This is a genomic window from Paenibacillus oryzisoli (assembly GCF_001653565.1).
Classification (GTDB): Bacteria; Bacillota; Bacilli; order Paenibacillales; family NBRC-103111; genus Paenibacillus_E; species Paenibacillus_E oryzisoli.
In genome coordinates this window covers 373223-386495 of sequence record NZ_LYPB01000050.1, presented here as the reverse complement: position 1 = coordinate 386495, position 13273 = coordinate 373223, and the positions used below count along the sequence as shown (strand labels likewise).

14 protein-coding genes and 1 riboswitch are annotated in these 13273 nt (G+C 48.8%); of the genes, 9 read left to right on the top strand and 5 right to left on the bottom strand.

Annotation, left to right across the window (positions count from 1 at the left end):
• Positions 1–32: 32 nt before the first annotated feature.
• From A8708_RS09725 to hflK, 3 genes are all read right to left on the bottom strand, one after another.
• Entirely contained in the window at positions 33–1016 is a 984-nt protein-coding gene (locus tag A8708_RS09725; RefSeq protein WP_068663282.1) for a bile acid:sodium symporter family protein, read from the bottom strand.
• 181 nt (positions 1017–1197) lie between these two features.
• Complete coding sequence (gene hflC / locus A8708_RS09720; protein ID WP_068663281.1) at positions 1198–2070, bottom strand: protease modulator HflC; 873 nt, start codon at positions 2068–2070, stop codon at positions 1198–1200.
• Positions 2067–3074 carry an FtsH protease activity modulator HflK gene (gene hflK / locus A8708_RS09715; RefSeq protein WP_068663280.1) on the bottom strand — a complete coding sequence of 336 codons (1008 nt, stop codon included), beginning with the start codon at positions 3072–3074 and terminating at the stop codon, positions 2067–2069. Before hflK ends, hflC begins: the two co-directional genes overlap by 4 nt.
• A 183-nt stretch (positions 3075–3257) precedes the next feature.
• A riboswitch (TPP riboswitch) is annotated at positions 3258–3356 on the top strand.
• Between the two features lie 140 nt (positions 3357–3496).
• Between hflK and A8708_RS09710 the strand changes: the two genes are divergently transcribed.
• The 8 genes from A8708_RS09710 to A8708_RS09675 all read left to right on the top strand — a co-directional run bounded on the left by A8708_RS09710 (position 3497) and on the right by A8708_RS09675 (position 10490).
• The gene (locus A8708_RS09710) at positions 3497–4102 is read left to right on the top strand and encodes a thiamine phosphate synthase (RefSeq protein ID WP_068663279.1); all 606 of its coding nucleotides are present in this window, start codon (positions 3497–3499) and stop codon (positions 4100–4102) included.
• 15 nt (positions 4103–4117) lie between these two features.
• Positions 4118–5347, top strand: a complete 1230-nt coding sequence (gene thiO, locus A8708_RS09705) for a glycine oxidase ThiO (protein ID WP_068663278.1) — start codon at positions 4118–4120, stop codon at positions 5345–5347.
• Entirely contained in the window at positions 5331–5534 is a 204-nt protein-coding gene (thiS, locus tag A8708_RS09700) for a sulfur carrier protein ThiS (protein ID WP_068663277.1), read from the top strand. Before thiO ends, thiS begins: the two co-directional genes overlap by 17 nt.
• 4 nt (positions 5535–5538) lie before the next feature.
• A complete protein-coding gene (locus A8708_RS09695; protein ID WP_068663276.1) occupies positions 5539–6306 on the top strand; it encodes a thiazole synthase in 768 nt (255 codons plus the stop codon).
• A 506-nt stretch (positions 6307–6812) separates the two neighbouring features.
• The gene (gene thiD / locus A8708_RS09690) at positions 6813–7655 is read left to right on the top strand and encodes a bifunctional hydroxymethylpyrimidine kinase/phosphomethylpyrimidine kinase (RefSeq protein WP_068663275.1); all 843 of its coding nucleotides are present in this window, start codon (positions 6813–6815) and stop codon (positions 7653–7655) included.
• Positions 7652–8311 carry a thiamine phosphate synthase gene (thiE, locus tag A8708_RS09685; RefSeq protein ID WP_068663274.1) on the top strand — a complete coding sequence of 220 codons (660 nt, stop codon included), beginning with the start codon at positions 7652–7654 and terminating at the stop codon, positions 8309–8311. Before thiD ends, thiE begins: the two co-directional genes overlap by 4 nt.
• Before the next feature lie 445 nt (positions 8312–8756).
• Positions 8757–9371, top strand: a complete 615-nt coding sequence (locus A8708_RS09680; RefSeq protein WP_068663273.1) for an ArsR/SmtB family transcription factor — start codon at positions 8757–8759, stop codon at positions 9369–9371.
• Between the two features lie 3 nt (positions 9372–9374).
• A complete protein-coding gene (locus tag A8708_RS09675) occupies positions 9375–10490 on the top strand; it encodes an aminopeptidase (protein WP_068663272.1) in 1116 nt (371 codons plus the stop codon).
• Between the two features lie 377 nt (positions 10491–10867).
• On the opposite strand, the gene A8708_RS09670 is transcribed toward A8708_RS09675, so the two are convergent.
• Positions 10868–11257 carry an MmcQ/YjbR family DNA-binding protein gene (locus A8708_RS09670; RefSeq protein WP_068663271.1) on the bottom strand — a complete coding sequence of 130 codons (390 nt, stop codon included), beginning with the start codon at positions 11255–11257 and terminating at the stop codon, positions 10868–10870.
• Between the two features lie 51 nt (positions 11258–11308).
• Positions 11309–12160 carry an AraC family transcriptional regulator gene (locus tag A8708_RS09665; RefSeq protein ID WP_068663270.1) on the bottom strand — a complete coding sequence of 284 codons (852 nt, stop codon included), beginning with the start codon at positions 12158–12160 and terminating at the stop codon, positions 11309–11311.
• A gap of 143 nt (positions 12161–12303) precedes the next feature.
• Here A8708_RS09665 and A8708_RS09660 point away from each other — a divergent pair, with 143 nt between their 5' ends.
• Positions 12304–13155 (top strand): sugar phosphate isomerase/epimerase family protein, encoded by an 852-nt coding sequence (locus A8708_RS09660; RefSeq protein ID WP_068663269.1) that lies wholly within the window; start codon positions 12304–12306, stop codon positions 13153–13155.
• Positions 13156–13273 lie beyond the last annotated feature (118 nt).

The following is a 13273-nucleotide window of genomic DNA, read 5'->3' as shown; positions in this document are numbered from 1 at the left end:
AGACTGCTCAGCACACGCTGAGCAGTCTTTACTTACATCTGTTTAACGCCATTAACGTTTAACCTAGGCGGGTCGCTTTTCAACGCATACGTTCGATTTAAGAGATAACCGAAGAGAGAAGCAAGTGACTGTTGAAACAACATGCCGAGTACGACAGGAATCGCTACAGGTGGCGGGAAATAAGCAACAGCGAGGACTGCACCCGCACTAATATTACGCATACCACTGTTAAAAGTAAGAGCAACCACGACATCTTGTTCCCAGCGGAACAGTCTAGCGACAAGCCAACCGATCATGTAGCCCAGTGAGGCCACCACTAGTACAAAGCCTGCTAACCCGAGCAGCTTCGCATTGAAATCCCGGAGGTACGGAGCTATGACAGAGCTATTAATCGCGACAACGATACCCATGCATATCTTGGAAAATGGACTTAAACGGCCTCCCCATTGCTCCTTAATTTTACCCCGCGTCCACTGATTGAGCCCCATCCCGATGAGAGAAGGAACGACGATCATGAAGAACAAGCCTTTCATCATCGCGAACGTATCGAGCTGCACCTTGGTGCCGACGAGCAGAGAGAGTGTATATGGCACGACAAAAGGGGAGAGAATCGTATCCATCAGGATGATCGACAGCGTGAGTACGATATTGCCGCGATAAATCGCCACCCACACGAAGCTTGTAATCCCAGTAGGAATGGCCACGGCCAGAATAAGTCCCGTAATTGTCAGCGGTTCGTGACGATAGACAGCATGACCGAGTCCGAGTGCGATGAGCGGCATCCCGACATGCAGAATGAATAAGGTAGTCAGAAGCGGCAGTGGCTGAACGACAACCTTGATGAATTCTTTGAAACTCGAAGAGATACTCCCCGAGAACGTCATGAAGGCAAACAACCATGGCGACAAATAGGTGAACCCAGATAAGTGACTTCCGAGCAGAACTCCGATAAGAACACTGAGAGGTGTGATGAGCGGCAAGATCTTTTCTAATTGGCGATTCAACTGAGGCAGCATCTAGGTGAACATCCTTTCGTGACCAGCTCAGAACGAGTGCGGTAGTAAGCCGATTGTGATGATGATCTTACAATTGTAGCAGAACAAGTAATAGAAGATAAGAGTCAATTAGAGGAAGGTTAAGGACATAAACAAAAAAAGCATGCCATCCGAAGATGACATGCTCTTACATAGACCTCAATTATTTACCAAGTAAAATTTTCGTGTACGGAGAATCAATCGGCAGCATAATGACAGGCTCCCCTTTGAATGACACCAAGTAACTATCCAGCGTACGGTAGAAATTGTAGAAAGAAGGGTCCTGGCCGTAAGCGGAGTTATAAATTTTAGCGGCTTCTTGCTCGCCTTCGGCGACAATTTTCTTCGCATCCGCTTGCGCTTGTGCGATCAACTCGCTTGCTTGCCGATCGGCTTTGGAGGTGATTTTCTTCGACTCCTCATCGCCCTCGGACAAGTACTTCGCGGCAATGGATTGACGGTCAGAGATCATCCGTTTGTATACGCTTTGTTTGTTGGACTCAGGTAGATCCGTGCGTTTGATGCGCACATCGACAATCTGAATGCCGTAGTTATCGCGCTCCATCAAATCCGAAACTTCCTTCGTAATCTCATCGTTCAAATTCCCGCGCTGCGTATTTTCGCTGATAATATCGCTGTAATTGATCTCCGACAACTTCCGTCGAACGGTGTTGTACACAGCGGCATCAATCCGCTCTTCCCCGCCAGTGATCGATTGAATCGTGCGCAAGAATTGCTGCGCATCATCAATGCGCCATACCGTATAGTTATCCACTTCGATCGGCTTCTTATCTTTGGTCAGAATGGAAGTAGGCTTGCTATCATACACCATCTGGTATTTAGGAAGTGTACGAACCGATTCAATGAAGGGGATTTTAAAATGAATACCAGGTTCTGTCTGGATACGAACAGCTTCCCCGAATTTGAGGACGACGCGGTATTGGCCTTCTTTGACAATAAAGATGGAAATCAGGAAGAAAAAGACGAGAACGACACCAAGGATGGATCTCAGAATCCATTTATTTTGTGTGGTCATTTCGCAGTCCCTCCAGTCGTACCTGTTGCAGCAGCAGGTGTACGCAACAGCTCATTAATTGGTAGATATTTAACAGTTTCGCCGGTGCTGTCGCTGATGAAAATTTTGGCATTCGGCAATATTTTTTCTAACGTCTCAATGATAAGCCTGCTCTCGGTTACTGATTTATTATTGGCATATTCCGCATACAGGGCATTAAACTTCGCAACATCCCCCTGTGCATTCAAAATCCGTGATTTCTTCTGAGCTTCGGCATTCTCAATTAGTGCCTGCGCGTTACCGCGCTCCCGAGGAAGGATATCATTTTCGTATTTCGTTGCCACGTTAATCTTCGTATTTTTCTCTTCACGTGCATTCGTTACATCCTTAAAAGCATTCTGCACATCGCCTGCTGGCGGCTCAATATCTTGGAATTTCAAATCGACAATATGGATGCCCGTTTGATACTTCGTCTGCATTTCAATCAAACGCTCTTTGACCTTGCCTTGGACTTCGGTTTTACCTTCGGTAATAGCAAAATCTAGCGCTGTCGCTCCAATAACCGAACGAATCGCAGCACTCGCGGAGTTGCGTAGGAATAGTTCAGCATTATCAATATTATACAAATAGTTGCGCATGTCACTAATATTCCATTCCACCACGGCATCAGCGGACAAAATATTCTCATCCCCGGTAATCATCATCGCTTCTTCTTCGACGGGCGTAATTTTGCCATTAGCTTCACGGAAGCCGATTTGGATACGTTGTGTCTTTTTGGCAGGTAATACAATTACTTGTTGAATGGGAAAAGGGAGTTTAAAGTGAAGTCCAGCTTCCTTCTCGGTCGTATATTTACCTAATGTTAGAATAGCCGCCTTCTCATGCTCCTGTACCGTGTAGAAAGTGGAAGAGCCGAAAATAAGGACGAGAACGATGACAAGGCCGATCACGATTTTGGTCATCAAGCCTGGCGGGAGGGAGGAGGGTCTTCGTCGATCAGGTTCTGGCAGTACAAATGGTTCCATGGCAAACACCCCTTAATATAAGATTTACTTATACTCCTATACGGGAAGTATTGGAAATGGTTTCAGGGAGATGAGGTTATTCTCACTAAACTGAGAAAGGCTAGGTTGACTGCAAGCGAATATGGAAAATTATTATTTCCAAGAGTTGGCTGTCATGCTATGATGAATAGTAATCGCATACGAATGAATCCCTAGGGGCGCCGAGAGGCTGAGACAGTGCAGACTGAACCCTTTGAACCTGATCTGGTTTATGCCAGCGGAGGAAAGTGGAACGAGCTACGGAGCCGAATTTATTGCTATTTATGATGAGGCAGCCTACAACCACTTTCCTGAGGAAAGTGGTTTTTTTGTGTTTATATGCACAGTCAAGATGGTTCACGTGGTTAAAGAGAAGTGAGATATCGTGGAGAGGAGTCCCTTCAATGTCTGAGAAAGAACTGCACGTCATATCTAATGGGAAGATGACATGGTCTGAGATCGCAAAGATTGCGGCGCAGATTCACCCGTATGTCACAGCCATTCATATTCGAGAGAAAACGAAATCCTTGGATGAAGTGTTCATCGGCATTCAGTATGTAGTGGAGCAAGGGATTCCGGCGAGTAGCTTGTACGTTAACGGGTTTCCTTCGGTCGCGTTGGCTTTGCAAACAGGAGGGCTTCAACTGCCAGGTACGACGCCACCTTTGGTTATTCAGGATGAGTTTTGCCAGGGGATACAGCGCATCGGAGTTTCTGTGCATGGGGTAGATGAGGCGAGGTGGCGTGAAAAAGAAGGGGCCGATTATGTCATGTTCGGTCATATCTATGCGACAAACTCGAAGCAAGGCGTGCCGCCTAGAGGTTTGGAGCAGTTAAGCCAAGTAGTTAATGGGGTGAACATTCCTGTCATTGCAATAGGCGGGATGACACCTGCGAGAGTCCAATCGGTTCTGGATGCAGGAGCATCTGGCATCGCAGTGATGAGCGGAATATGGGAAGCAGCGGATCCGCTTGGAGCCGTTCTAGCCTATCATGAAGAGCTTCAATAAATAGAGGTGAGCGAAATGTCAGCAACAAGATCCCCTGTCATCATCGTTGGCGGTGGTGTTATCGGTACATCCATTGCTTATTACTTGGCCAAAAGAGGGCAAACGGTCACGCTGCTAGAGCGCGGCCAGCTAGGCATAGAAGCCTCGGCTGCGGCAGCAGGCATGCTCGGCGCCCAGTCCGAGATGGAAGACACGGGCGCCCTGTTCCAGTGGGCGCGCCTGAGTAGATCTATGTTCCCCGAGCTGAGCGGGGAACTGCGAGAGCTCACGGGCATCGACATCGGCCTCGTCCGTGAAGGGCTGCTGAACGTCGCGCTCAGCGACGTTCAAGAAGCGGAGCTGCGCGCGCGGGAGAAGCTCCAGCGCGCCGCGGGCGAGCAGGCCCAGTGGCTAAGCGCCGCTGAAGCCACGGCCCTGGAGCCCGCGCTGAGCGCAGCGACGCGCGGAGCCCTGTACCTGCCCAGCGATGGGCAGGTCGATGCTCCGCTGCTGGCGGCGGCGTTCGCGCAGGCCGCGCAGGTGCTTGGGGCGAAGGTGCAGCCCTTCGCCGGGGTGCAAGGGCTGCTGACCGCGCAGGAGCGCGTCATCGGCGTGCAGACGGCCGCTGGTCCGCTCTACAGCGACCACGTGGTCGTCGCCGCAGGCACGTGGAGCGGTCAGCTGCTGGGGAGCATCGGCATCGAGCTGCCGATGTATCCAGTGAAAGGCGAGTGCTTCTCCGTGAGGACGCCGAAGCCGCTCTTGAAGAAAACCCTGTTCTCGCCAGGATGCTATATCGTTCCGAAAGCCGGCGGACGGCTGGTGGTCGGCGCGACGGTCGTGCCGCACAGCTATGACCGCAAGGTGTCGCTCTCGGGCTTAGCCGAGCTTATGGAGCGAGCGAGGGGGTTGATGCACGCGCTCGGCGACGCCGAGTGGGAGAAGGCTTGGTCGGGGCTGCGCCCGCAGACCGCCGACGGGCTGCCTTACATCGGCAAAGTGCCGACGGTTGCGGGCTTATATACAGCGTGCGGTCATTACCGCAACGGGATTCTGTTGAGCCCGATCACCGGGAAGGTGATGGCGGATTGGATTCTGGGCGGAGAGGGCGCAGGTGAGCAGGGGACAGCATCTATAGCTCCTTGGCTGGATGCGTTCAGCCCTGATCTGTCCCCTAGAACCGTACGGGTGAGTAACAGTTACGAGGGTCAGGAACCATTTTCAGCCCCAGGAAAGGAATTGATAAGCATTGAAACTGCACATTAATGGTCAGCCAGTTGACGTACCGGATACGATTCGGACCGTTGTGGAGCTGCTTGCCCACTTCGACCTAAGCGACAAAATGCTCGTGGTAGAGCATAACGCAGCCATTTTACATAAAGAAGATCACGCCGGTGCTGAATTGGCGGAAGGTCACAAAATTGAGATCGTTCATTTCGTTGGAGGAGGATAAAGACATGTTAAAAATTGGTCCATATGAATTTCGTTCACGTTTGCTGCTAGGTACGGGGAAGTTTCCAGATTTTCAGATTCAAAAACAAGCGGTGGATATCTCAGAATCGCAAATTTTGACGTTTGCGGTTCGTCGGATGAATATTTTTGAGGCGAGTCAGCCGAACTTCCTCTCGATGCTGGACACGTCAAACTTCACATTGCTGCCGAATACAGCTGGTGCCAAGACAGCCGAAGAAGCCGTGCGTATCGCACGCTTAGCGAAAGCTTCTGGTTTGTGCGACATGATCAAAGTCGAGGTGATCGGCGATGAAATGACGCTGCTGCCCGATCCCGTGGAAACGTTGAAAGCTTCGGAAATGCTGCTGGAAGAAGGCTTTATCGTGTTGCCTTACACATCGGACGATGTTTTGCTAGCTAAACGTTTGCAAGCACTCGGCGTACATGCCATTATGCCTGGTGCATCACCGATTGGTACAGGGCAAGGGATTATTAACCCGCTGAACCTGAGCTTCATTATCGAGCAAGCAACAGTACCTGTTATCGTGGATGCGGGAATTGGTGCACCCTCCGATGCATCATTGGCAATGGAAATGGGCGCGGACGGCGTGCTGTTGAACACGGCCGTATCAGGTGCCAAGGATCCTGTCAAAATGGCTTACGCCATGAAACTCGCGATTGAAGCGGGACGCGCAGGCTTTGAGGCGGGGCGTATTCCGAAGAAGCGATATGCGTCCGCGAGTTCTCCCATGGATGGATTTAGCAGAGTTTAGGGTCGTGTGGGGTTGAGTAGAGGAGTCAGTTGGATTTGGAGAATGCTAAGCGTCTGCGAGTTCTTCGATGGATGGATGGATTGAGCAGAGCGTAGGGTTGTGTGGGGTTGAGTAGATGAGTCAGTTGAACTGGAAGTTTAAGGTTCATTGTTACTCGGAGTCGCAGTGTTTCCCTCATCCAACAGTGACTTATGTGTTTGAAAAATGCAAAAAGGCATCTACTTCACTCCATTAGGGACTATATATGACCTGAAAGTTGCAAAAAGGCAGTTATTTAGCGGCAAATGGTCCAATTTGCTGTGAAAGTAGCGAAAAGGTTGCAGATTTGCACGTATTTATGAAATTGAGGCGTTTTGGTTGGAAAAGGATGCCTTTATGCATCTTTGGAGACGTAGACCTGGATTTGATTGATTTGATTGATTTGATTGATTTGATTTGATTTGAACTTAGATTACTACTAAGAAGTACATAAGCGGGTAAGTGCTGAGTCGGAAAGGGGGCGTACCGTGGCGATTTGCAAAGCATTGACGATTGCCGGATCAGACAGCGGTGGTGGTGCCGGCATTCAGGCGGATTTGAAGACGTTTCAGGAGCTCGGCGTGTACGGCATGTCCGTAATTACCGCTGTGACCGCACAGAATACGTTGGGTGTGCAAGGGGTCTATCCGATGAGCGGGGAAGCAATTGAACGCCAACTGGCGTCTATTGGAGAAGATTTGCGACCGGATGCTTTGAAAACAGGGATGCTTTTCAGCGGGGAAATTATTCATATTGTCGCGGCGGCGATTAAGAAGTATGCATGGGAGCAGATTATTGTGGACCCGGTGATGATCGCCAAAGGCGGGGCTTCACTCTTACAACAGGAAGCAATTGACGCGATGATTCAGCAGTTGCTGCCACTTGCAGATGTGGTAACACCAAATATTCCCGAAGCCGAAGTGCTTAGCGGCATGCGGATTACGGATGCAGACTCACGGCAAAAGGCAGCTATACGAATTCATGCCTACGGCTGTAAGCATGTGATGATCAAAGGCGGCCATGAAGCGAATACCGAGCAGGCAACGGATTTGCTGTTTGATGGCGTTTCTTTTACTGAATTTACAACTAAAAGGCTGCATACGCAGCATACGCATGGAACAGGCTGCACATTTGCGGCAGCCGTGACTTCGGGGTTGGCTCAGGGCCTTACGACGAAGGCGTCTTTGCAGTTGGCGAAGAGCTTCATCCATGCAGCGATTTCGGAGCCTTTACATATCGGAAGCGGGCATGGACCGACGAATCATTGGGCTTATCAGCAGGGTGTTCGCGGCGCTGAACTGCAAGAGACAGCCACCCGAGGTGCACGATGAGCGCCATGTTGAGTGCTGAAGAGCTGCGCAAAGCTCTGCGTTTGTATTTGGTGATGGGCAGCCCCAATTGTGGCGGGGGAGATCCGTATGAAGTGCTGGAAGCCGCCATCGACGGCGGCATCACGATGTTTCAGCTGCGCGAGAAGGGCCCCGGCGCCCTGCAGGGGCCGGAGCTGCTCGCGCTAGGCGCGCGGCTGCGCCGCCTTTGCGCGCAGCGCGGGATCCCGTTCATCGTGAACGATGATGAACGGTTGGCTCTAGAGCTTGAGGCCGATGGGCTCCACATCGGCCAAGAGGATGCCCCAGCCGCCGCGGTGCGCGAGCGGCTGCCGAAGATGATCGTGGGCGTGTCGGCCCACGATCTGGGCGAAGCCCAGTCGGCGCTGGCCGAAGGCGCCGACTACTTAGGCGTAGGCCCCCAGTACGCCACGCGCACGAAGCTCGATGCGCGTGAGGTCCAGGGGCCAGCCGTACTGGCGCGGATGCGCGCAGGCGGCATCCATCTGCCCTTAGTAGGCATCGGTGGGATCGATGCCACCAATGCAGGCGCCGTCATCCGCGCAGGGGCGGACGGCGTTGCAGTGGTGAGCGCCATCGCGAGTGCGCGCTCACCGCGGGAAGCTGCAGCCGCGTTGCGTGCGCTGCTTCTCTTGTAGTGGTGAGCCCTCATCTACCTGATCCCATCATCGTAGATACTACTGAAACTATTAGATTTGTACAGTTCATAAATGACTGAATGCTATTTGAATGGCGCATTACAGAATATCTCATTTTTATTGGTGACGTTTCTACCTTTATGGTGACAGAAACGTCCCTTTTTGCTACCATAGTAGAAAGCTTAATTTCGGTAATCCGTTAAAGCGGTGAAATGCCACCGTATCTTAAGGTCTCGTACTGACTTAGGTGGACAGAAACCGCAATTGACATAGATTCTGTTTAGCATTATGATACGGTTAAAAAGATTTGACCGTCGTTTAATTAATCTCTTTAAGAGATTATAAGATGACCAGGAAGCGCTTGTAACAAGGCTTTTTCGAGATGAAACTCGTTCTAGCATAGGTGCATTCGTTGAACTTGGTACTGGAGAGGGAGGTCGGATCCATGATGAAACTGCAGCCTGTTTATATCATTGAAGAACTCGAACAACTCAAAACAATTAGTGATCCACTTCGCGCTAGAGTACTGCTATATCTCATAGAGAAAGCTTATACGGGACAGCAGTTGGCTAAACTATTAGGGATGGCGCGCGCCAAAGTGCATTATCATTTGAATGAGCTTGAGCGTCATAATTTGATTTGCGTCGTTCGTACAGAGCTTAAGAATGGCATTGTGCAAAAATTTTATCGTGCCGTAGCACGTGGTTTTGTGCCTAGTGAGAACTTGCTCCCGTATGTTTCGGAGGTAGAGAATTATTATCGAGAACGTACATTAAGTGTACTTGGACATGCTAGAAACAGAGCGATTAATGCCCCCGAAGAGGCGTTTCAAATTCCATCGCCCGACCGATCCCAGTGGCCGATTATCATGACGCAGGTTGAAGTCAAAATGAGTAGAGCGAAATACACCGAATGGGTAAGTAAATTCCGCGCACTTATTTATGAACTAGATGCCGAACAAGAGGAGAATGGGGAATGGTTCTATTTGACGACGGTCGGCTTTCAGACACATGAAAGAGGATTTGACCCCATCGAACCCGCCAATGAAGAGGAGAGATAACACATGCTGGATCCTAGATTAACCAAGCTTGCTGATGTATTGGTCAATTATTCTGTTAAGGCGCAGCCAGGTGAAAATGTTTTAATTGAAGCGTATGGGATTGATTCTGCTCTTGTCAAAGAGATCGTCAAAAAAGTGCACGCCGCGGGCGCACATCCCTTCGTAAACTTGCGTGACCATACTGTGATTCGTGAGCTCGTTATGAACGGTACGGAAGCTCAAATGCAAACATGGGCGGATGCCGATGCTTTCCAAATGAAACAAATGAACGGTTACATCGGTGTACGCGGCGGCGCGAATATTTATGAGTTGTCGGATATTCCAGCTGATCGAATGAAGCTTTACAATTCTGTGTACTATCAACAAGTACATTTCGATGTTCGCATCAAGGACACAAGATGGGTTGTTCTTCGCTACCCAACGTCCTCAATGGCTCAACTTGCGAGTATGAGCACGGATGCGTTCGAGGATTTCTATTTCAATGTATGTACGATGGATTATGGCAAAATGTCCAAAGCGATGGATCCGCTCAAAGAGCTTATGGATCGCACGGACAAAGTACGTCTTGTTGGCCCAGGTACCGATTTGACGTTCTCGATCAAAGGTATTGGCGGCGTGAAATGCGACGGTGAGCTGAACATTCCAGATGGCGAAGTGTACTCCGCCCCTGTAAGGGATTCTGTGAATGGTGTCATTTCCTATAATACGCCTTCGCCACATGACGGCTTTATTTTCGAGAACGTGGTGCTTCATTTCGAAAATGGTAAAATCGTTAAAGCGACGGCGAACGACACGGATCGCATTAATGAAGTTTTTGATATGGATGAAGGCGCACGCTATGTTGGTGAATTTGCAATTGGTGTGAATCCATACATCCAACACCCGATGAAAGATATTCTGTTCGATGAGAAAATCGACGGCAGTTTCCACTTCACACCTGGTAATTGCTATGATGATGCCTACAACGGCAACAAATCTTCGCTTCACTGGGATATGGTGAACATTCAACGTCCTGAGTATGGCGGCGGCGAAATTTGGTTTGACGATGTGTTGATTCGTAAGGACGGAATCTTCGTATTGCCTGAACTTCTAGTGTTGAATCCAGAGAACCTGAAATAATGTTTTGCATAGTCAAAAGGTTGCCCAAGTCATCAATGATGACTTGGGCAACCTTTTTATTTACGTCAAGTAGTATCGTAAACATACCGTGCGCCAAACTGAGCGGATAAGCTATTCTCGCCGACAGATGGCCCCGCAGAAACCTCATCCATGTATGCGCTGCCGTTGCTGCCAACTCCACTAACAAGCTCCGCATGAGGCACCGCGCCGCGATAACTGGAAAACCTACAGTTATTTTAGGCTTATTTAGCTGGTTACATCAAATAACTGGAAATTCTACAGCTATTTTCAGCCATTGACACCCTTTGGCCAGAATGGTGAAATTAACTGTAGTTTTAAAATTTTCCATTTAATATAATTTTTCAACCTGTGTATGCTCAGGCCATGGTCTCTTTCAACTGCTGGACAATCTTCTTAGGTGCTGTCCGTGCATACCCTTCAAGGATCAGGTCTTCAATCTCTGACCATGGCACTAGCTCAATGTCCATAATGCTAACCCAGCCATGCTGGCCGATATAGGGTGTCTTCTTATATGCCGTGCCATCTTGACTTAAGAGGAACTCTTGCGTTGTTAGGTTCGTTTTGAACGAGGTTGAAACACGGCCATCGGTCTCACCAATGAAAATAAAGGGCTTGTCTTTGACACGAAAAGTAGTGTGACCAAAGCCATCTACCTTTTCTTCTACCACCGGCAGTTTGGTGCAATATTCGCGGATTCTGGCAACTAGCGCCAATCCTTCCGGTGAGGTAATTTGATGGTGTGACACAAGGATCACTCCTAAGTATAGATTTGAAATTTCCAGAACAGTTGCTGCCTATTACACTCGTCGTTGCTGTGATTGGTACTGACGAGGGGGGAGGCCGACGGCCTTTTTAAAAGTCCGAATGAAGTTCGAATAATCGTTGAAGCCCGCTAGCTGGCAAGTGTCAGTTACAGTTGAGCCCTCGCGCAGCAAATGTTTGGCCCTGGCGATTCGCTTGAACAAGATATGCTCGTGAATGGTGCTGCCTGTATGCTTTTTGAAAAGTCGGCACAAGTAGGAACGGTTCATGAAGACGACTTGTTCGAGTACTTCGAGCGACAGGTCTTGATCTAGATTTTCATCGATGTAGGCGAAGAGAGAGGATAGCTTGTCTGGCATCATGACTTGTTCTTCTTGTTTCCCTTGATTCTGGAAGATCCGATTAATGAATACGAGCAGCTCAATAAAGGTAGCAAAATAAAGAATCTCCGAACCTGGTAAAGCCTGAGGCCGGCGATGCATCTCCATGCGATCGAAGAGTTTCATGATGTCGTCAATTTGCGGAGGTGTCAGCCTCATACGATTCTGCTCACCAAAAACACGATTATTGAAGCAGTCCAACAAGTCGAACTGTTGAGAGTTAAAATGTTCTAGCACCGCTGGATTGAAGTGAATGACAACATTCTCATAGCGCTGTTTCTTCGATTGGAAATTAGGCCGATGCAGCTCATTGCTATGCATGATCAGCAAATCTCCGTACTGCAAGGGATATACTTGCTTTTCAATGAAATAGTGAACATCGCCAGTAAGGAAGAAATAGATTTCATAGTGGTCCTGATGCTGGTGGAAGTCCAACGGAATTGGATTATGGGTTACGGAATGTCGAAAAGTCAACAGCTGATCGAGATTCTTGTACATTTCCTGCATGTGAAGATCTCCTCTGAGAGCCTAGTCAATATTAGCAAACTTTTGCCCAATTAATGCAATGAATACGTTTTTATTATACTGCAAAATATAGGAGAGATAAACATGCAATGGGATCTTGCTTATATACTTAAGGAGGCATATATATGAAATTATCCGTATTTACTGTAGCTACACCTGATTTGGCGCCTGAAGAGCTTGCAAAGGTTGCTGCCGCTGCTGGTATTACTGGCATTGAGTGGCGGTTTAAAGATATCCCTGCGGACGCGGTAGGACAGAAGCCTTCCTTCTGGGGAAATAATTTGTGCTCGATCGATCCGGCTGCTTCGGATGCAGAACTTGAGCGTTTTAAGCAAGCGGCTTTGAACGAAAACCTCGTGAACCTGAGCATTACGCCTTATTTAAATAACTGTGATGTAGCTGAAACGGAGAATGTTTTCAAAGCAGCTCAAAAAATTGGCGTTCCCTTCATCCGTGTTGGCGTACCTGGTTATGATAAAAGCAAAAACTACAATGATTTGTTTGCAAAAGCTGTGGACTACCTTCACCATGTTCAAGAGCTTTCCCAGCAGTATGGCGTGAAAGGTTTAGTAGAGACGCACCACAATACGATCACTGCGAGCGCTGGACTAGCCCATAGACTCGTATCTGGTTTCAAACCTGAGAACATTGGTGTGCTTCATGATGCGGGCAACATGGTGCATGAAGGATTCGAGAACCACCGTATGGGTCTTGAATTGCTAGGACCTTACCTGGCACATGTGCATGTGAAGAACGCGGCATGGACGCTTTCAGGTGAAGAGCAAGATGGCATTAAGCTTTGGAAGAGCGAGTGGGCACCTATCGATGCGGGTATCGTGAATTGGAAGCAAGTGCTTGATGATTTGAAAGCAGTTGGCTATGATGGTTACCTGGGTATTGAAGATTTCAGCGGCCAATTCGGCACGGTTGAAATGCTGAATAACTTCTCAGCGAAAGTGAAGCAATGGTTAGCGTAAATTAGTGGCAATAAGCGAAACGAAAAACCTTCAAAACCACGGAAAGTGGGGTTGAAGGTTTTTTGGCCAGCATAGTGAACAGAATTCCATATAATGAAACAACAACATTCGTGTGAAT

What these genes read in the sequence shown, in the direction of transcription:
- hflC (WP_068663281.1), bottom strand. Translation starts at nt 2,070, where the DNA reads ATGACCACACAAAATAAATGGATTCTGAGATCCATCCTTGGTGTCGTT.
- hflK (WP_068663280.1), bottom strand. Translation starts at nt 3,074, where the DNA reads ATGGAACCATTTGTACTGCCAGAACCTGATCGACGAAGACCCTCCTCC.
- A8708_RS09665 (WP_068663270.1), bottom strand. Translation starts at nt 12,160, where the DNA reads ATGCAGGAAATGTACAAGAATCTCGATCAGCTGTTGACTTTTCGACAT.
- A8708_RS09710 (WP_068663279.1), top strand. Translation starts at nt 3,497, where the DNA reads ATGTCTGAGAAAGAACTGCACGTCATATCTAATGGGAAGATGACATGG.
- A8708_RS09695 (WP_068663276.1), top strand. Translation starts at nt 5,539, where the DNA reads ATGTTAAAAATTGGTCCATATGAATTTCGTTCACGTTTGCTGCTAGGT.
- thiE (WP_068663274.1), top strand. Translation starts at nt 7,652, where the DNA reads ATGAGCGCCATGTTGAGTGCTGAAGAGCTGCGCAAAGCTCTGCGTTTG.
- thiO (WP_068663278.1), top strand. Translation starts at nt 4,118, where the DNA reads ATGTCAGCAACAAGATCCCCTGTCATCATCGTTGGCGGTGGTGTTATC.
- A8708_RS09660 (WP_068663269.1), top strand. Translation starts at nt 12,304, where the DNA reads ATGAAATTATCCGTATTTACTGTAGCTACACCTGATTTGGCGCCTGAA.
- A8708_RS09675 (WP_068663272.1), top strand. Translation starts at nt 9,375, where the DNA reads ATGCTGGATCCTAGATTAACCAAGCTTGCTGATGTATTGGTCAATTAT.
- A8708_RS09680 (WP_068663273.1), top strand. Translation starts at nt 8,757, where the DNA reads ATGATGAAACTGCAGCCTGTTTATATCATTGAAGAACTCGAACAACTC.
- A8708_RS09725 (WP_068663282.1), bottom strand. Translation starts at nt 1,016, where the DNA reads ATGCTGCCTCAGTTGAATCGCCAATTAGAAAAGATCTTGCCGCTCATC.